Raw genomic sequence first — 17,153 nt, 5'->3', positions numbered from 1 at the left:
TTTCGCAGAAATGGTGTCTGCTGAAAGTCTAACTGAACTGACTGGTCAGTTCAAATAGGAGCTAGAGGCCGTATTTCTCCAAGAGGCGCAACCACACCTCGCTGATGGTGGGATACGACGGAACTGCATGCCACAACCTGTCCAAGGGAACTTCGCCGACGATCGCGATAGTGGCCGAGTGGAGCAGTTCAGCCACCCCCGGGCCGACGAAGGTAGCGCCAAGAATCACTTTCCGGTCCTCGTCCACCACGATCTGCGCCCACCCTTTGTAATCGGCGGAATAGAGCTGGGATCCGGAGACATCGATGGGCAACTCCACTCCGGTGACATGCTTGCCCTGGAGGAGGGCCTGCTCAAGGCTGGGACCCACCGAGGCCACTTCCGGATCCGTGAAGACGACGCTTGGAATGGCGTGCTCGTTGGCAGTGTGCGCCCACGCGCTCCAAGGTTTCGGGGTGCCCGTGAGTTTGCCGTTTGCCCTTGCGACGATTGCATCACCGGTTGCTCTGGCCTCGTATTTGCCCTGATGCGTCAGAAGCACTTTGCCCGCGGCATCGCCTGCCGCGTACAGCCACAGTCCGCTGGTTCCATCGCTTGCCGGGCCCTCCACCAAGCCACTGGCGTCCGTAGTGAGCCGGAGCGGTTTTCCGTTCTGCGGTTCAACGCCCACATTTTCCAAGCCCAAATTGGCCAACGTTGGATGCCGCCCGGATGCGACCAGGAGTTTGTCAGCCGTGACGGCCCCGCCGTGGAACGTGACTGTCACCGAGCCGTCGTCGTTCTTTTCTACCTTGTCCACATCCGTGTGGAGGTGGACTGTTACCCCATCGGCGCGCAGCCCGGCCAGGACCATATCGGCCGCCTCTTCGGGATAGCTGCTCAGAAGACGACCACGAGCAATGAGTGTCACCACCGAACCAAGGCGGGCAAAAGCCTGGGCCAATTCGACGCCGGCCACTCCGCCTCCCAGCACCGCGAACCGCTGTGGGATGACTTTTGCGGCAGTGGCGCCACGGGTAGTCCAGAACGGCACGTCCTTTAAGCCCTCAATATCCGGAATGGTGGGGGTTGAGCCTGTGGCCACAACCACGGCGTGGTGCGCTTTGAGCGCATAGCTGTTGCCGTCGAGCCCGTCCACCTGGACCTCTCGCGGTCCTGTGATGCGGCCCCGCCCACGGATCAGTTCAATGCCGGCACTATCCAGCCATTCGACCTGGCTACCGTCCTGCCAATTGTTCGTGAACCAGTCCCGGTGTTTCAGGGCCGATTCTGCGTCAATAACTCCGGTGACCGCTTCCGAAGCTCCAGGAATTCCCTGCGCCGCGTGGAGCACGCTGCCTGGCCGAAGGAGTGCTTTGGAGGGAATGCACGCCCAGTACGAGCATTCGCCGCCAACCAGTTCGCTTTCCACAATCACTGCCGTCAGACCGCCACGAACCACCCTGTCCGCCACGTTTTCCCCGACGGCGCCCGCGCCGATCACAATTACGTCGAATTCACGGGAGCTCTCGGCATTCATGGGAGAAGCCTACAACTGCTACCTCTGGGTTGTGAGGCCCGTGTGCATCGCACCCTTGAACCAGCCCGTAATCGTGGCCGGGTGTGTAATGGCGGTGCCAACAACTACGGCAAACGCCCCGGCATTCAGTGCTTGGCGGGCCTGTTCCGGCGTGTGGATGCGACCCTCGGCGATGAGGGGCTTGCCCACATCGGAAGAGGCGATCTGCTCCAGCAGCTCCAGATCCGGCCCAGGAGTCTTCGGGCGCTCGCCGGTGTAGCCGGACAAAGTGGTTCCGATCAGGTCTGCGCCGGCTTCAACGGCTGCCAGGGCGTCATCGAAGGAACCGCAGTCCGCCATGACCAAAGCGTGGGACTCGGCGTGGATGCCCGCAACGGTGGCAGCCAGCGACAAACCATCGGGGCGAGCCCGACGGGTACCGTCAATCGCCACAACATGCGCGCCTGCGTTCGCCACGGCAAGCGCATGCCGGAGCGTGGGGGTGATGAAGACGCCATCATGACCGTCCTTCCAGAGGCCGATGACGGGAACTTCGACGGCGGCACGCGTGAACTGTACGTCGGCCAGCCCTTGGACGCGGATCGCCGCAGCGCCGCCGATGACCGCTGATGCCGCCACCTGAGCTGTGGTGTGGGGATCACGCATCGGCTCGCCCGGGTAGGCCTGGCAGGAGACGATCAGCTGGGAACGGAGGGCTTCGAGGCCTTCGAGGGTCAGGATCATGCTGTCTCTTTCGTCTAAAGGAGGAGTTTCGCGGCACCAACGATGGCCGCGGTGTTGCCCAGGGTTGCCCGCGCCACGGGGACCTCGGCAAGAGGGGCCAATAGCTCTTGGCGGAGGGCGGCTTCCATGGGTTCCCACCAGAGCCCGCCGGAGTCCGCCAGCCCACCGGAAATCACTACGGTTTCAGGGTCAAGAATGTTGATGAGTCCGCCTACGGCTTGACCTGCGGCGGCCGCCCCGAGATCAATGGCACGCAAGGCAGCGGCTCGGCTGGCAGTGGCGGCAGCACCGCCGTCGGGCACGCCAGGAGGAGCACTTGAAGCCAGCACGAACACGCCGCGCGTATCCGCCGCCTCGCGTGAAGAACCACCAAAGCGCAGGTACGACTCGTGAATAGCGGGTCCCGAAGCCACGGCCTCGACGTGTCCGGCATGGCCGCATACACATGGCAGCGGAGCCCCATCAAATGTGGCGTAGGGCGAGGCAAAATGCCCAACATGACCGCCAACAAAGTGATGCCCCAGAACAGGAGTGCCATCCACAACGAAGCTGCCGCCCACACCCGTTCCGAACGCGACCATAAGAGAAGTGGACGTTCCAGCTGCGGCACCAAGCCACGCTTCGCCGAGGGCATGAGCATGGACGTCGTTGACGGCCCGGACCGCAGAAGGAGACAGCGAAAGCCGGGAGGACAGGCCTGAAACAAGACCAGTTCCGGCCCAGCCAAGAATCGCGTCGGTCGCTGACACCACGGAGCCGGAAGAAGCATCAATAGCCCCGGCGGAGCCGATGCCGACGCCGGAAACTGAAACTCCGGCGTCGGCAGCGCGTTGCATCAAACCCGATACCAGGGCAGCGGTGGCGTCGAGGATCGCCGGGCCGCCAGCCCGGTTCAACGTCGGAATAGTCTCCGACATCAGCACTTCACCGAAGCCGGAAACAACCCCGGCGGCGGTTTTGGTGCCGCCGAGGTCAACGCCGATCACGTGGGTCATGGAGGCCTAGACCAGCCCGTTCCGCTCCAGAATTTCACGGATCAGCGCAGTCTCATCGGAGTTCAGGGACAGCATCGGCTCGCTCATCGTGTTGGACTCAATAACGCCCATCACCTGCAGCGCGGTCTTGAACGCTCCCAGCCCAGCGGCACCACCGGAGACACGGCCGTTGGGGGCGTAGACGATCTCGAAGACGTCGGCCAGACGGTCCTGCTCCCGGGCGGCACCAACCCAGTCGCCAGCCTTGGCGGCGTCGAACAGCCGGCGGTAACCGGCCGGATCCACGTTGCCAAGACCCGGCACAACACCCTGGGCGCCACCGAGGAGGGCTCCATCCACTACAACTTCGTGACCGGTGAAGATGTCGAAGTTGGGAATGTCCTTGGCTGCCAGGAGCAACTGGCGGAATGAGACGTCGTCGCCGGAGGAGTCTTTCACGCCGGCGATGACACCATCACGGCCCAAGCGGACCAACAGGTCCGTTGGCAGTTTGAAGTGGGTTCGGACGGGGACGTCGTAAGCGAAGATTGGCTTCTCGACGGCTGCGTGGATGCTGCGGAAGTGAGTTTCGGTCTCCGCGGCGTTGCCAATGGCGTAGTACATGGAGGTCACCACGATCGCGTCAGCGCCCAGGTCCACCACTTTTCGGGCTTCCTCGATCACCCGGTTGGTGGTCTGCTCGTTGGCGCCGACGATCAGCGGGACCGCTCCGGCGTTGGCGTCGGCGATGGTGGAGACCACCAGCTCACGCTCGTCATTGGTCAGGTAAGGGACTTCGCCGGAGGAACCCAGAACGAAAAGTCCGGACACACCGCCGTCGATCAGGTGCTTGGTGACGTTCTTCAGCGACGCAGTGTCGATGCTGCCGTCGGAGTGGCGGGGCGTGATGACCGGGGGAATGACGCCCTGGAACTGAGTGGACACAGAAATCTCCGTTGTTGGTAGCTGGTGAGGGGAAAACTAGATGTGGAGCAGGCTCGGCGCGGCGCCCAGCAGCTTCTTGGTGTAATCGTTGCCGGGGTTGTCGAAGACCTGTGCGGCTGTGCCTTGTTCGACGATTTTGCCGAAGTACATGACGCAGATGCGGTCCGAAACATAGCGGACTGTTTGGATGTCGTGAGAGATGAACACCATGCCCAGGTTCAGCTGGGTCTTCAGATCTGACAACAGGTTCAGGACCTGCGCGCGGACGGAAACGTCCAGGGCAGACGTCGGCTCGTCCGCCACGATGATGTCCGGATCGAGCGCCAGTGCCCGGGCGATCGCCACACGTTGGCGCTGACCACCGGAAACCTGCGACGGCGTCACCTCGGCTGCCGATTGCGGCAAGCCAACCAGCGCCAACAGTTCCTTGACCTTGGCAGCGCGGCTGGCAGCGTTCCCGATGCCGTGGATCTGAAGGGGGTCGGTGAGGATGTCCTGGATGGTCATTCGCGGGTTCAGTGCCGTAGCCGGGTCTTGGAAGACCACCGAGACCGAGCGGCCAAACTGCTTGCGCATGGCAGCGTTGCGCTTGATGGCTGGCTTTCCGTGGAACAAAACCTTGCCCGACGTCGGGGGCTGAAGTCCCACGAGAACTGAAGCGAGGGTGGACTTGCCACAGCCGGACTCACCAACGATGCCCACGGTTTCGCCGCGGCTGATGGTGAAGTCCACTCCGTCAACAGCTTTGACGATGTTGGGCCGGAACAAGCCGCCGGTCCTGGCGTGGTGATACACCTTGACGTCCTTGAGCTCGATGACCGGCTTGGAGCCTGATTCGCTCATTTCGCGTCCTCCTTCAAGTGGCTGGCCCAGTAGTGATCCGCAGCGTCGCCATTGGGAGACGGGACGGTGGTGAGGACGAGCTTTTGGGTGGGGTTGGCGTCGGCCCTGAGTGAGCGGGCCGCGAAGCGGTCGCCCGAAGCAAAGTCGCGCGGTGAAGGAACTGTGCCGGGGATCTGGTGCAGCCGGACGGCGTCGGCCTCTATGGAGAGCACGGCCCCCAACAAGCCACGGGTGTACTCGTGCTTGGGATTCTGCAGGAGCTCGGAAGACTGGGCGGATTCCACCACTTGGCCGGCGTACATGACTGTGATGCGGTGAGCCAGGGAGGCAACCAAGGCGAGGTCGTGGCTGACGAACACCATGGCGAAGCCGAGTTGCTCCCGGAGTTCGTTGAGCAGATCAACCACCTGCTTTTGAACGGTGACATCCAAGGCCGTGGTGGGCTCGTCGGCCACCACGATTTTCGGCGAGCGGGACAGGGCCATGGCAATCAGCACACGCTGGCGTTGCCCGCCGGAGAGCTCGTGCGGGTAGCTGACAAGCGTCCTGGCGGGGTCCAGTTTCACCATCTCCAGCAGTTCAGCGGGTGTCTTTCGTCCGCCACGTTTGGTGAGCTGCTCCAGCTGGTCCTTGATCTTCATGGACGGGTTCAGCGAGCTCAACGCATCCTGGTAGACCATGGCGATCTGTTCGCCGCGCAGGCCCTCGTAGGCCTTGGGGTTGCTGTGCTGGGCCTTTGCGTCGAGGAGTTCCTTGCCATCAAACAGGACGGACCCGGTGACCTGGGCTGTCTTGGGCAGGAGGCCCATCACAGCGAGTGACGTGATCGACTTGCCACAACCGGACTCGCCCACCAGACCCATGGTTTCGCCTTCGCGGACGGTGAAGGAGACGTTGTCCACGATCGCGGTTTCGCCGAAGCGGCCCGGGAAACGGATGGACAGGTTTTTCACCTCAAGGACATTGCGGGCTCCGGGGGAGACCTGGGGGAGGCGGTCCGTGCGCTTGGCTTCGATGGCGGCTAGGAGTTCCAGTTCACGGTCCAGCAGGAGGTGCGGGTTAGTGGCGGCCAGCTTCACATCAGTCAGTACGGCGGAGTCGCCGAAATCAGAGACGGGCGTGTCGCCGGAAGCCGCCCGAACGCCGTCGAGCTCGTGTTCCTCAACCACTGAAGGCTGGGCAACGGAGGTGGCGACCTCAGTGTCAACAGCAACCACTGCGGAGGATCCGTCGTCGTCCTTGACCGCCGGGGCCCGACGCAACTTCGGGTTCACCATGGCGTCAGTGAGACCCTCAGCGAGGATGTTTAGGGACAGGACGGTCAACAGAATTGTCAGGCCAGCGAACGTGGTGGCCCACCAGCCACCGGAAAGCACCAGATTGCGGCCGTAGGAGATCACGTTGCCCCAGGACGGCGCCGGATCCTGAACGCCGGCGCCCAGGAAGGAGAGCGAGGCTTCGAGGATGATGGCGTCGGCAACCATGACCGTGGCGAACACCAACACAGGAGCTGCGGTGTTACGGACGATGTGCTTGACCAGGATGTAGAACCGGCCAGCACCGATCACGCGCTCGGCACGGACGTAGTCTTCGCCGTATTGGGCGAGCACGTTGGCACGAACCACGCGGGCCAGCTGCGGCGTGTAGATGATGGCGATTGCGATGATGATGGTCGGAACAGAGTTGCCGAATGCAGCCAGCAAGACTGCGGCCAAGGCGATGCCCGGGAATGCCATGAGAATGTCCATGAGCCGCATGATGATCTCGTTCACGGACTTGCTGGAGGTCGCTGCGAAGGAGCCCAGGAGCGCACCGGCGAGGATGGCTAAACCAACCGCGCCGAGGCCGATCAAAAGCGACGACTGTGCGCCGAAGAGCAGGCGCGAAAAAATGTCGCGGCCCAGGCGATCGGTGCCGAAGAAGTGTTCAGCGCCCGGCGGGGTGGCCGGAATGAAGGTCTCCAGCGGATCGTGCGGGGCGATGATCGGCGCGAAAATGGCCGCGAAGACAATCAAGATGAGGAAGAGCAGGGCGATGCGGGAGCCCCAGGGCAGGGCCTTGAAGCGGATGCCCGGTGCACTTAGCCGTTCTGCGAGCTTGCTGCGCATGAGCTATACCGTCCTGATTCGGGGATTGATGAGCAGGTAGAGAAGGTCAACCACGATGTTCACCAGAACAAAGGTGACCGAGATGGTGAGCACCACGCCCTGGACCAGATTGACGTCCAGGTTGGTGATGCCATTGAGGATCAGCTGGCCCATGCCGGGCAGGGCGAAGATCATTTCAATCACGACGGCGCCACCCAGCAGATAGCCCACGCGGAGTCCCAGCACGGTCACCGGGGTGACGAGGGCGTTGCGGAGAACATTCTTGGAAACCACTTCGCGGTAGGGGACACCGTTGCCGATGGCTGTGCGGACGTAGTCTCGGTCAAGCTCTTCCACCATCGACGTCCGGACCACGCGGATCAGCGATGCCGACACCGGGATGCCCAGTGCCAGGGCCGGGAGGGCCATCGAGTTGAGCCAACCACCAAAGCCGGATTCCGGCGTCGCAATTCCGCCTGAGGGAAACATCGGGCTGGCGCCGAGTGCGAACCACTGGATGAGCAGGATGCCCAGCCAGAACGATGGCGTGGCGATCGCGGCGATCGAGAAGACCCGGATCAACTGGTCCTGCCACTTGTCACGGTAGAGGGCACCGAGGATTCCGAAAGCCAGGGACAGAACAATTGCGATAATGACGCCCAGGAAGGTCAGCTGGAGCGTCAACGGGAACGCCGAGCCGATCATGGATGCGACCGACTTTGCCGGCGGGGTTGTGACGCCGAGATCGAACTGCAGGAGCTTCCCCAGGAAACGGAAGTATTGCAGGACCAGGGCATCGTTCAGGCCATTTTCCTGGCGGTACTGCTGCTTGGCTTCTTCGCTGGCGCCGTCGCCTAGGGCCGAGCTGGCTTGGTCGCCGGGGGCGGCCTGCAGGACGAGGAAGACGAGCAACGTAATGCCCAGGATCATCAATGGCAATGCTGCAAGCCTGCGGCCAAGCAGACGCAATATGGTGACCAATTTGTTCTCCGGTTGGTTGGGGGTGCTGCTGGTTGTGGGGCCTGCTCTGCGCGCTACTTTGGGGATTTAGGCCGCAAAGCAGGCCTCGCAACTCAGGTTTCTAGGCGGTACGTCCGACGTCGATGAACGACAATCCGGTGGTGGGTAGAGGCTGGAAGCCCTTGAGCTTTTTCTCGTCCCAGGCGCTGGGAAGCTGGCGGTGGAGGACCGGGTAGAGGGGGACCTCGTCCGAGACCATGTCCACGATTTCGGCCACCACCTTCTTGGCGTCGTCTCCGGAGGCCTGCGACCCCTTGTTCATCAGTTCCTGCAGCTTGGTGCGTTCAGGAGTGGTCCAGAAAGCGCGCTTCTCCATCCATGTGGCGCCGGAGTAGAACCAGCTCAGCAGCAGGTCAGCATCGTTGCCGAATACGGAGGGATCACCCGGGGCCGCAACCACCGTGTAGTCACCCTTGCCCACGCGGTCGCTGTAAAGGGCACCGGACTGGAGGCTCTTCACGGTGACCTTGACGCCAGGGATCTTGTTCCAGGACTCCAGGATCAGCGGTGCAACGTCCTTCACCCAGGCGGTGTCCGTGGTGAGGAGTTCGAATTCGAGGCTGCTGACGCCCGCCTGCTTGAGCAGGTCTTCGGCCTTCTTAGTGTCAAAACCGTAGACGTTCTTGGCCTTGACGTAGTCCGGGTGGCCTTCCTGGAAGTAGGAGCTGGCCGCCTTGGCGTTGCCGAACAGGGCCTTCTTGATGATGGATTCCTTGTCCATGCCGTAGTGCAGTGCTTGGCGGACCAGTTTGTTGTCGAACGGGGCCTTGGCACAGTTGAACATGAGGAACAGCAGGCCGAAGGACTGGACGGAGTCCACCTTGACCTTGGACTTCAGGCCGTCGACGTCCAGGTACGGAACGTCCTCGATGGCCTGCACGCGGCCGGATTGGACAGCAGTAACGCGGGCCGCGGCGTCCGAAAGGAGGAGCCAGGTCATGCCCTTGGCCAGTGCAGGCTTGGGGCCGTTGTAGTCTGCGAACGCTTCGAAGACGATCTTGTCGTCCTTGACGGCGGAGACCAGCTTGTAAGGACCGGAGCCGATTGGCTTGGCGTCGAAGGCCTTCAGATCGCTGGCGAGTGCCTTGGGGACCACCTTGACCACCGAAATTCGCGGCCCGAAGCCCGGGAAGGCGTACTTGAGCGTGAATTCCACCGTCTTGGCATCCAGAGGCTTCACATCCTGGATGAAGGGGATGAACTGGGAGAACAACGACTTGTTCGCGGGGTCCATGACGCGGGTAAACGAAAAGGCCACGTCTTCGGTGGTGACCGGGGAGCCGTCATGGAATTTGGCACCATCACGGATGGTCACTTGATAGGTGGTGTCGTTGATTTTCTTTGGATCTGACGCTGCCAGGGCGTTGTAGGGCTGGCGCGTGGCCGGGTGGAGCTCAATGAGGCCTTCGAAGATGTGGAGGTTGGCTGCCATCGGTGTGGCTCCCGAAGAGCTCAGCGGGTCAAAGCCTGTGGAGAGGGCGTAGGAGATGCCTGCCTCGATGATGAGGTCCTTGTTCACGGCCGCGGTGTTTGCTGCGTTCCCCGCGGTGGTGCTGGCAGCGCCGCCGCACGCAGAAAGGGTCGCGGTGAAGGCAGCGGCTGCACCAACTGCGCCGCTCAGCTTGAGGAAGTTTCGGCGGCTGGCGTCATTGACCAGCGGCAGGCTGTTGATGGTCTTGCTCATTAGGGTGCCTCACCATTCGACTGTCGTGGGTTATCGGATGTAGGACGTCCGATGCTCGTATTGAAACTGTAAGGGTGGTCACAAGGGGACGTCAAGTGAGAAATGGATCACGGTGGGGCTGCCTGGGAAGCTGGAGCCTCGAGGGTTCGTCGCCGTCCAGGTGCCAGAATGCGGAATTCTCAAGGAATTCCGAAGACGTACCTATCAAGGAGGTGGGACATCCGATATTGTATGTTGCGAGTCACTCAATCTGCGGTGGGCATTAAGCTCGCCTCAATATTAACACCGCACTCCTTCTGCATCCGAGGTTCACAGGCCTCTGCGGGAAGAGTGCATCGGCAAGGAGAGCCCCATGACAACTTCCGGTGTCGTTCCGCAAGCGCGGTTCAGTGCACAGGCCCGGCTGCGTGCATTGCAGTCGGACATTATGGAACTCATCCTTGAGCGCGAGCTCGAGGCGGGTGACCCTTTGCCCACGGAGAGCGAACTTTCAGTCGCCCTCGGTGTAGGGCGCAATACGTTGCGTGAGTCCCTGAAAGTGCTGCAGGCCCTGGGTGTGATCGAGATCCGCCATGGCTTCGGCATGTTCGTGGCGCCCAGCAACTTCGATGCCTTGGCTGATGGCCTGACATTCCGGGGCCGGCTTTCCCTCCGGCACCAGGGGCTCGAAGCCTTGCAGCTGGTGGACGTGCGGCAGGCCTTGGAGTCCGGGCTTATCGCCTCCTCCATCGATGTGATGACCAAGGAGCAGCTCGCGTCCATCGAGGAATCTGTGAAGCAAATGGAGGAACTCGCTGCCGCCGGTGAGAACTTCGTGGCCGCCGACGCCGAGTTCCACCGCCGACTATTCGAACCCCTTAACAACGAGCTGCTGATCAACCTGATGGGGGTCTTCTGGAAGGTGTACCGGAAGATCCACGTAGAGATCGGCGCCGGTAATGAGGACCTGGCCAAGACAGCCGCGATTCATCGGAACATCTATGCCGCCGTTGCAGCGGGAGACAAGGTGCTCTCGGCCGAGCTGCTCAACCGTCACTTCGACGGCATCCGCCGCCGCATCAGCGAGGCCGTGGGGGAGTAAGCGTCCGCACCAATGGCAAGGGCCGCCGTCGTACTTTTTCGGAAAGTACGACGGCGGCCCTTGCGTTTCAGCGCTCGGCCCAGGCACTACTGCTACTTAGTTGGGCTAACCCGGGCAAAACAAAAGACCCGCACCGGCGAACCGGTGCGGGTCTCTATCTGTGCGCCCAAAGGGATTCGAACCCCTGACCTTCTGTTCCGTAGACAGACGCTCTATCCAGCTGAGCTATGGGCGCATTTCGTGTGATTCTCGGCGGTCTGTTTCTCTGACCCCCTCGAACCTCAATAAACTTTACAGAAGTTCATGTGAAGTTCCAAATCGAAAAGCTGTAATCTAGGCAACTAGACCGGTCTATGTGACCTTCCTCACTTAAAACGCGCTTCTCCGAAACTGAAACCTTGAATTCTAGGGGTTTTTCGTTTCCTCCCCACTGGACATCTGACGTCTGACAGGGGATTGGTCTGGTCCGGGACCCCTATCGTTTAGGACACACCACTGAACCCGAGGAAGGGAACCGCAATGGGCGATCTGGCGCGACTGCCGCTGCTTGAGAAGGCACCTACTACGCATGCACGCCTGCTGGCCTGGGTTGAGGAAGTAGCCGAGCTGACTCAGCCGGACCGCATCCACTGGGTTGATGGCAGTGAAGCAGAGAACAAGAAGCTGACCGACGAACTCGTCGAGGCCGGCACCCTGAAGAGGCTGAACCCGGAAACGTTCCCGAATTCGTTCGCGGCGTTCTCTGACCCGGCCGACGTTGCCCGTGTAGAGGAGCAGACCTTCATCTGCTCCGAGAACGAGCGCGACGCTGGCTTTACCAACAACTGGATGGCCCCGTCCGAGATGAAGCAGAAGCTGCGCGGACTGTTCGCCGGCTCCATGCGCGGCCGCACCATGTACGTCATTCCGTTCGTCATGGGCCACCTGGACGCAGAGGACCCGAAGTTCGGCGTTGAGATCACTGACTCCGCCTACGTTGTAGCTTCAATGCGGATCATGGCCCGCATTGGCACGGACGTCCTGGACCGCATCACCCAGACCGATGCATTCTTTGTGCCCGCCCTCCACTCGCTGGGCGCACCCCTGGAACCCGGTCAGGCCGACGTCGCATGGCCGTGCAACACCGACAAGTGGATCGTCCACTTCCCCGAAGAGCGCTCCATCTGGTCCTTCGGTTCCGGCTACGGTGGAAACGCCCTGCTGGGCAAGAAGTGCTACGCGCTGCGTATCGCCTCTGTGATGGCCCGCGATGAAGGCTGGCTGGCCGAGCACATGCTCATCCTCAAGCTGACCTCGCCCGAGCAGAAGACCTACTACGTCTCCGCTGCTTTCCCGTCTGCTTGCGGCAAGACCAACCTTGCGTTGCTCGACCCCACCATCAAGGGCTGGAAGGTGGAGACCCTCGGCGACGACATCACGTGGATGCGTTTCGGCAAGGAAGGCGAGCTCCGCGCCGTCAACCCCGAAGCCGGCCTGTTCGGCGTCGCGCCGGGCACCGGTTGGGGCACCAACCCCAATGCCATGCGTGCCATCGCCAAGGGCAACAGCATCTTCACCAACGTCGCTCTGACTGACGACGGTGGCGTCTGGTGGGAAGGTATGACCGAGGAAACGCCGGCGCACCTGACAGACTGGCGCGGCGAGTCCTGGACTCCGGACTCCGACGCCCCGGCGGCACACCCGAACTCCCGCTTCTGCACGCCGATCGACCAGATCGACATGCTCGCCGAAGAATACTTCAGCCCGGACGGCGTGGAGTTGTCCGCAATCCTGTTCGGCGGCCGCCGTAAGACCACCATCCCGCTGGTCACCGAAGCCCGCGACTGGTCCAACGGTATCTTCATGGGTGCCACGCTTTCCTCGGAAACCACAGCTGCTGCTGCTGGCGCCGTCGGTGTTGTCCGCCGCGATCCCATGGCAATGCTGCCGTTCATCGGCTACGACGCAGGTGACTACCTGAACCACTGGGTGAACCTGTCCGCAAAGGCAAACCCGGAGCGACTGCCCAAGATCTTCCTGGTCAACTGGTTCCGTCGTACCGCTGATGGTGGCTTCGCCTGGCCCGGTTTCGGGGACAACGCCCGCGTGCTGAAGTGGGCCATCGAACGGCTCGAAGGCAAGGCAGACGCTGTGGAAACGCCCATCGGTTTCGTTCCGACCGGTGAGTCCATCGACCTTGAGGGCCTGGACATGACCCCGGCCGAGGTTGAAGCGGCCGTCCGCGTCGATGCCGGCGAGTGGGAAACGGAACTTGCATCCATCGAGGAATGGTTCGCCAACTTCGGCGAGTCTCTCCCCGCGGCGCTGCAGTCCGAGCTGGACGGCCTCAAGAGCCGTCTGGGCTAGACCTCTTAAGGACAACGGCGTTCTTAAGACGACGGCGGCCCGTCACCTTTTTCATCAAAGGTGACGGGCCGCCGTCGTGCTTTTAGCGCTTTACAGGTTTTGCGGCTCTGCCTTAGTTCGCGAGCCAGACGTCTGGGCCGAAAACTTCGTAGTGGATCCGGGTGGCCGGAATCCCGGCCTCAATCGCTTCGTCGCGAATCTTCTTCATGAAGGGCAAGGGCCCGCAGAGGTACAGGGAAGCGTCTGCCGGCATGTCGACTTCCCTCAGGGACATGAAGCCTGCCTTGGCGCGGTGCACTTCGTTGCTGGGCTGCGGCGACTCAAGCCAGAGCTGCAGTTCCGCGTCAATGCTTGCGGCGTCTGCAGTCATTTGGCCGCTTAATGCCCAACTGTCCATGGAGCGTTCGGCGTGCAGGACAAGAACCTGGCGATCGGTGCCCGCCTCAGCCAGAGAGCGCAGGATTGAGGCCGTCGGCGTGCACCCGATGCCCGCTGACGCGAGCACAACCGGCCCTTCGCCGTCCTTGAGGGTGATCTCGCCATAGGGGTTGGAGATTTCGAGTACGTCGCCGGGTTCGACGGCGGTATGCAGGGCGGTGGACACCTCGCCGCCGTCGTTTAGCTTGGTGGTGAAGATCCGGCTGGTGCCGGCGTCGCCTGACAGTGAATACTGCCGAACTTGGCGCAAGCCGTCCGGGAGGGTGACCTTGACGCTCACATACTGGCCGGGAAGGGCCGGTGTTACGGCGGTGTCGTCGGCAGGTTCCAAGGTGAATGTCATGGCGTCCTTGCCAGCCGGTACCTTGGAAACCACGCGCCAAGGCATCCACATTTTATCGTTTGGCTGGGAGGCATAGAGGTCCTTTTCGAGCTTGATCAGGGCGTCTGCCATGAGCCAGTAAACCTCTGTCCATGCCTCGGCGATTTCTGGTGTAATGACGTCCGACAAGTCGGCCGCGATTGCTGCGAAGAGGTGCTCGTAGACCACTCCGTACTGCTCTTCGGCGATGCCCAGTGAGGCGTGCTTGTGGGCGATCCGGGCCAGGACCTTTTCCGGGAGCGTGCCCGGGTTGTTCACCAGATGGGTGGCGAAGGCGGCGATGCTCCCGGCGAGTGCCTGTTGCTGATCACCCGAGCGCTGGTTGGAGCGGCTGAACAGTCCATCCAGCAACTCGGGGTGCGCTGCAAAGAGGCGTTTGTAGAAATCGGCGGTGATGTCACCAATACGCGAGCCGACCAGGGGAAGGGTGGCTTCAATAATGGGGCGGGATTTTTCCGAGAGCATGATTCTCCTGCGGGTAGGGGTCCGGTTGGGTCGTCCGAACCGTCACAATACAAGCATTTGGAATGCTTATATTTACACCTCAATTTCTACTCCTTGTAGAAAAGATGTGCAAATCGGAACGTGATCCGGCCCGCACGCCGTCAGGGCAGGGTTGCGGGGGACCTGAATTCGGGCCGGAGGCCTATTGTTTGGAAGACCGGATTCATCTGCCGGGCATGAGGCAGGGACGAGATGACGACGGTGTCGAGCTCACGATAGAACGCTTCGCGGGCCCGGTTCATTGCGTGGCGGAGACCGCACTCTGTGATGAGGGGGCAGTCATGAGTGGGGGACTGGCATTCGGCGGGATCCTGCCGGCTGTCCAAGTGACGAAGGAGTTGGCCAACCGTGGCTTGGCGACCCGCTTCGTTCAGGCGCGAGCCACCCAAGCGGCCTCGTTCCACGTCAATCAATCCAAGGCTCCGCAATCGGACCATGGCCTTACTGACATGGTTATACGGAGTACCCACGGCGTCGGCAACAGCCTGCGTTGTCAGCAACGTACCCTCAGGGGCGGACGCCAACACCATAACGGCGCGGAGGCTCACATCTGCGAACGCGTTGATTTTCATGGGATCAGCCTACGTAGTCAGGTCTAGTCCACCCAGAGCGAGGGCTCATGGGTGTCAGGCTCAAGGGCGCCGAAGTCGAACCCTTCAGGTGTGTGGACGTAGGGGATGACGGCTGCCATGACCCCGCCATCCCGGTGCTCGGCAGTGCCGTGGATGCCATCCGAGCCATGCTCGGGCAGCGCGACATCACTTGCGATGGCCGCGGCCCGGTAATCGTTCCGACCCTGGCGAAGTAATTCCTGGACGTCCGTCAACATTGCCCCCGCGTCAATGTGACCGTCTTCGTCCGGCTCTCCTGGAGAAACCATGACAATCCGCATCTCACCCTCATGTGAAAGCGTGATGCCAAACGGGAGAAAGCCGCCGTTCTGCAGAATGTGCTCCTGGGCAGTTCCCAGTGCAGTCCCCAGAATCTCACGGAGTTCACGCTCCTGGATTGTCCCGGTGGAATCGGCGTCGTCGATGGGCTGCTCGCTCATGTTTGCCGGTCCCTATGCCCGGACCAGAGTCAGGACGCGGTCGCGGATTTTTTCCATGGTGGGCAGGTCTTTGGCTTCGGCGTTCAAGCGGAGGAAGGGCTCGGTGTTGGAGGGGCGCAGGTTGAACCACCAGCTGCCGTCCTTGGCGCTGAAGGTGCTGCCGTCCATGTGGTCGATCTCGACGTCATCGTTCTGGAAATCGAGGCGGACCCGCTCGATGGCGCCTGCTTTGTCGTCGATCTCGGAGTTGATTTCACCGGAGGAAACGTAGGGCTCGTACTGGCGCCCGAGTTCGGAGAGGGGACCGTCCTGCTCGCCCAGGGCTGCCAGGACATGCATGGCGGCAAGCATTCCGGTGTCCGCGTTCCAGAAATCGCGGAAGTAGAAGTGCGCAGAGTGCTCCCCGCCGAACACGGCACCTTCTTCGGCCATGACGGCTTTGATAAAGGAGTGCCCGACGCGGGTCCGGACTGCCCGGCCGCCGTCCTTGGCAACGAGTTCGGGAACGGCCTTGGACGTTAGCAGGTTGTGGATGATGACAGGGGTCTGTTCCCCTGATGCCTGGGCGCGGGCGATCTCCCTGCGCGCGACCATGCCGGTGATTGCCGACGGGGAGACCGGCTCGCCCTTTTCGTCGATCACAAAGCAGCGGTCAGCATCGCCGTCGAAGGCAAGGCCGATATCGGCGCCATGCTTGATCACGGCAGCCTGGAGGTCACGGAGGTTTTCCGGTTCCAGCGGGTTGGCCGGGTGGTTAGGGAACGAGCCGTCCAGTTCGAAGTAGAGCGGGATGATCTCGAACGGCAGGGCAGGAAGGAGTTTGTTGCCGAGCACTGCCGGGGTGGTCAGCCCGGCCATGCCGTTGCCCGCGTCCACGACGATCTTCAACGGGCGGGAACCGGAGAGGTCCACCAGCTGCCGCAGGTATTCGGAGTAGTCCTTCAGCACGTCTCGAACACCGATCTGCCCGCGCGTTGCCGCCGCGGGGATGCTGCCTTCGTTCAGGTATTGCTCGGCGAGGGCCTGGATTTCCTTCAGGCCGCTCTCGGAGGAAATCGGTTGCGCTCCGGCCTTCGCCATTTTGATGCCGTTGTATTCGGCCGGGTTGTGGCTGGCGGTGAATGTGGCACCGGCTGCGTTCAGGGCACCGCAGGCGTAGTAGAGCTCGTCTGTGGAGATCAAGTCCAGCAACAGGACGTTGGCGCCGCGCGTGGCAGCACCGTTCGCGAAGGCCTGGCTGAACTCCGGCGAGGACGGGCGCATGTCTCCGCCAACAAGGACGGTTTCACCTTCAAGACCCAAAACATCGATGAAGGCAGCACCGACCGCCTCGACGATTTCAGCCGTGATGGATTCCCCCACGATGCCCCGGACGTCGTACGCCTTGAAGGAAGCCGAGAGGTCGAAGTTCTTGTTCTGCTCGCTAGTCACGGGCTCAATCCTACTGCGGTAGCGCAATTGAGCATGAACCGGGGAAGGTGCTATGTGGAAAGCCAGTCCCATGGGGAGCCTCTTTCCACATAACCGGGGCCACCGGTTCTGGCTGTCAGGGGCTG

14 protein-coding genes and 1 tRNA gene are annotated in these 17,153 nt (G+C 61.9%); 2 read left to right on the top strand and 13 right to left on the bottom strand.

Annotation, left to right across the window (positions count from 1 at the left end; translation table 11 throughout):
- Positions 1-61: 61 nt before the first annotated feature.
- The 8 genes from AC1DD7_RS07040 to AC1DD7_RS07005 form a co-directional block, all read right to left on the bottom strand.
- Positions 62-1,519 (bottom strand): dihydrolipoyl dehydrogenase family protein, encoded by a 1,458-nt coding sequence (locus tag AC1DD7_RS07040; protein WP_477514378.1) that lies wholly within the window; start codon positions 1,517-1,519, stop codon positions 62-64.
- Between the two features lie 18 nt (positions 1,520-1,537).
- A complete protein-coding gene (locus AC1DD7_RS07035; protein ID WP_477514377.1) occupies positions 1,538-2,242 on the bottom strand; it encodes an N-acetylmannosamine-6-phosphate 2-epimerase in 705 nt (234 codons plus the stop codon).
- A 14-nt stretch (positions 2,243-2,256) separates the two neighbouring features.
- On the bottom strand, positions 2,257-3,237 hold the full coding sequence (locus tag AC1DD7_RS07030) for an ROK family protein (RefSeq protein ID WP_477514376.1): 981 nt from the start codon (positions 3,235-3,237) through the stop codon (positions 2,257-2,259).
- A gap of 6 nt (positions 3,238-3,243) precedes the next feature.
- Positions 3,244-4,161 (bottom strand): dihydrodipicolinate synthase family protein, encoded by a 918-nt coding sequence (locus AC1DD7_RS07025; RefSeq protein ID WP_477514375.1) that lies wholly within the window; start codon positions 4,159-4,161, stop codon positions 3,244-3,246.
- Between the two features lie 36 nt (positions 4,162-4,197).
- The gene (locus AC1DD7_RS07020; RefSeq protein ID WP_442004729.1) at positions 4,198-5,004 is read right to left on the bottom strand and encodes an ABC transporter ATP-binding protein; all 807 of its coding nucleotides are present in this window, start codon (positions 5,002-5,004) and stop codon (positions 4,198-4,200) included.
- On the bottom strand, positions 5,001-7,112 hold the full coding sequence (locus tag AC1DD7_RS07015; RefSeq protein ID WP_477514374.1) for a dipeptide/oligopeptide/nickel ABC transporter permease/ATP-binding protein: 2,112 nt from the start codon (positions 7,110-7,112) through the stop codon (positions 5,001-5,003). The genes AC1DD7_RS07020 and AC1DD7_RS07015 overlap by 4 nt, the downstream gene beginning before the upstream one ends.
- A gap of 3 nt (positions 7,113-7,115) precedes the next feature.
- Positions 7,116-8,072, bottom strand: coding sequence for an ABC transporter permease (locus tag AC1DD7_RS07010; RefSeq protein WP_477514373.1), 957 nt, complete (start codon positions 8,070-8,072; stop codon positions 7,116-7,118).
- A gap of 100 nt (positions 8,073-8,172) precedes the next feature.
- Positions 8,173-9,795 carry an ABC transporter substrate-binding protein gene (locus AC1DD7_RS07005; RefSeq protein ID WP_477514372.1) on the bottom strand — a complete coding sequence of 541 codons (1,623 nt, stop codon included), beginning with the start codon at positions 9,793-9,795 and terminating at the stop codon, positions 8,173-8,175.
- A 352-nt stretch (positions 9,796-10,147) separates the two neighbouring features.
- Between AC1DD7_RS07005 and AC1DD7_RS07000 the strand changes: the two genes are divergently transcribed.
- A complete protein-coding gene (locus AC1DD7_RS07000) occupies positions 10,148-10,876 on the top strand; it encodes a FadR/GntR family transcriptional regulator (RefSeq protein ID WP_477514371.1) in 729 nt (242 codons plus the stop codon).
- A 161-nt stretch (positions 10,877-11,037) separates the two neighbouring features.
- On the opposite strand, the gene AC1DD7_RS06995 is transcribed toward AC1DD7_RS07000, so the two are convergent.
- Positions 11,038-11,111: transfer RNA gene (locus AC1DD7_RS06995), tRNA-Arg, on the bottom strand.
- A 284-nt stretch (positions 11,112-11,395) separates the two neighbouring features.
- Between AC1DD7_RS06995 and AC1DD7_RS06990 the strand changes: the two genes are divergently transcribed.
- On the top strand, positions 11,396-13,222 hold the full coding sequence (locus AC1DD7_RS06990) for a phosphoenolpyruvate carboxykinase (GTP) (protein ID WP_431118333.1): 1,827 nt from the start codon (positions 11,396-11,398) through the stop codon (positions 13,220-13,222).
- Between the two features lie 112 nt (positions 13,223-13,334).
- Here AC1DD7_RS06990 and AC1DD7_RS06985 read toward each other — a convergent pair whose 3' ends face one another.
- The 4 genes from AC1DD7_RS06985 to AC1DD7_RS06970 form a co-directional block, all read right to left on the bottom strand.
- Entirely contained in the window at positions 13,335-14,507 is a 1,173-nt protein-coding gene (locus tag AC1DD7_RS06985; protein WP_477514370.1) for a globin domain-containing protein, read from the bottom strand.
- A gap of 140 nt (positions 14,508-14,647) precedes the next feature.
- Positions 14,648-15,118, bottom strand: a complete 471-nt coding sequence (locus AC1DD7_RS06980; protein WP_224094402.1) for an RrF2 family transcriptional regulator — start codon at positions 15,116-15,118, stop codon at positions 14,648-14,650.
- Between the two features lie 23 nt (positions 15,119-15,141).
- Positions 15,142-15,597, bottom strand: coding sequence for a hypothetical protein (locus AC1DD7_RS06975; protein ID WP_477514369.1), 456 nt, complete (start codon positions 15,595-15,597; stop codon positions 15,142-15,144).
- Between the two features lie 12 nt (positions 15,598-15,609).
- Positions 15,610-17,028, bottom strand: coding sequence for a phosphomannomutase/phosphoglucomutase (locus AC1DD7_RS06970; RefSeq protein ID WP_431118339.1), 1,419 nt, complete (start codon positions 17,026-17,028; stop codon positions 15,610-15,612).
- Positions 17,029-17,153: the final 125 nt, after the last annotated feature.

The sequence above is a fragment of the Paenarthrobacter sp. 10L412 genome (genome assembly GCF_056395565.1).
This window is presented reverse-complemented; position numbering and strand designations above follow the sequence as displayed.

What these genes read in the sequence shown, in the direction of transcription:
- AC1DD7_RS07035 (WP_477514377.1), bottom strand. Translation starts at nt 2,242, where the DNA reads ATGATCCTGACCCTCGAAGGCCTCGAAGCCCTCCGTTCCCAGCTGATC.
- AC1DD7_RS07030 (WP_477514376.1), bottom strand. Translation starts at nt 3,237, where the DNA reads ATGACCCACGTGATCGGCGTTGACCTCGGCGGCACCAAAACCGCCGCC.
- AC1DD7_RS07015 (WP_477514374.1), bottom strand. Translation starts at nt 7,112, where the DNA reads ATGCGCAGCAAGCTCGCAGAACGGCTAAGTGCACCGGGCATCCGCTTC.
- AC1DD7_RS06980 (WP_224094402.1), bottom strand. Translation starts at nt 15,118, where the DNA reads ATGAAAATCAACGCGTTCGCAGATGTGAGCCTCCGCGCCGTTATGGTG.
- AC1DD7_RS07005 (WP_477514372.1), bottom strand. Translation starts at nt 9,795, where the DNA reads ATGAGCAAGACCATCAACAGCCTGCCGCTGGTCAATGACGCCAGCCGC.
- AC1DD7_RS07040 (WP_477514378.1), bottom strand. Translation starts at nt 1,519, where the DNA reads ATGAATGCCGAGAGCTCCCGTGAATTCGACGTAATTGTGATCGGCGCG.
- AC1DD7_RS06985 (WP_477514370.1), bottom strand. Translation starts at nt 14,507, where the DNA reads ATGCTCTCGGAAAAATCCCGCCCCATTATTGAAGCCACCCTTCCCCTG.
- AC1DD7_RS07020 (WP_442004729.1), bottom strand. Translation starts at nt 5,004, where the DNA reads ATGAGCGAATCAGGCTCCAAGCCGGTCATCGAGCTCAAGGACGTCAAG.
- AC1DD7_RS06975 (WP_477514369.1), bottom strand. Translation starts at nt 15,597, where the DNA reads ATGAGCGAGCAGCCCATCGACGACGCCGATTCCACCGGGACAATCCAG.
- AC1DD7_RS06990 (WP_431118333.1), top strand. Translation starts at nt 11,396, where the DNA reads ATGGGCGATCTGGCGCGACTGCCGCTGCTTGAGAAGGCACCTACTACG.
- AC1DD7_RS07000 (WP_477514371.1), top strand. Translation starts at nt 10,148, where the DNA reads ATGACAACTTCCGGTGTCGTTCCGCAAGCGCGGTTCAGTGCACAGGCC.